General features: G+C 71.6%; 1 protein-coding gene. It reads right to left on the reverse strand.

What is annotated here, in order from left to right:
• On the reverse strand, window positions 1–545 hold a 545-nt coding region (locus KUM32_RS41980), incomplete at both ends, for an alpha/beta hydrolase fold domain-containing protein (protein WP_217146859.1).

A 545-nucleotide genomic window follows, 5' to 3' on the forward strand; every position in this document is an offset into this window, starting at 1 on the left:
GCCATAGCGCGGCGCAGGGCCGCGGCGAGTGCGGTGATCTGCCGCTGAGAGACCTGGGCGGAGATGATCGCCTGCGAGCCGTGGAAGGTGCCGGGCCACTGGTGCAGTTCGACCGAGACGCCCGAGCGCAGCAGGCGTGACGCGTACTCGATGCCTTCGTCACGCACCGGGTCGAACTCGGCGGTGGCGATGTAGGCGGGCGGCAGGCCGGACAGGTCCTCGGCCCGAGCCGGAGCGGCGTACGGCGTGGCGGGCTGGGAGCCGAGGTAGTACCGCCACACCGAGGTCAACGTCTCGCGGTTGTGCCAGGGCGTGTCGGTGAAGTTCCGCTGCGACCAGGTCTCCTGCCGATCATCGAGCCCGGGTTCGTTGAGGAGTTGGAAGCTGATCGCCGGTCCCCTTTGATCGCGTGCCCGCAGCGCCACGGCGGCGGCGAGCCCCGCGCCGGCGCTGTGCCCGCCGACCGCGATCCGCTCCGGGTCGATGCCGAGTTCGCTCGCGTTCTGGGCCGCCCAGGTCAGCACGGCGTAGGCGTCGTCCAAGGC

The sequence above is a fragment of the Streptomyces sp. AC627_RSS907 genome (assembly GCF_019049165.1).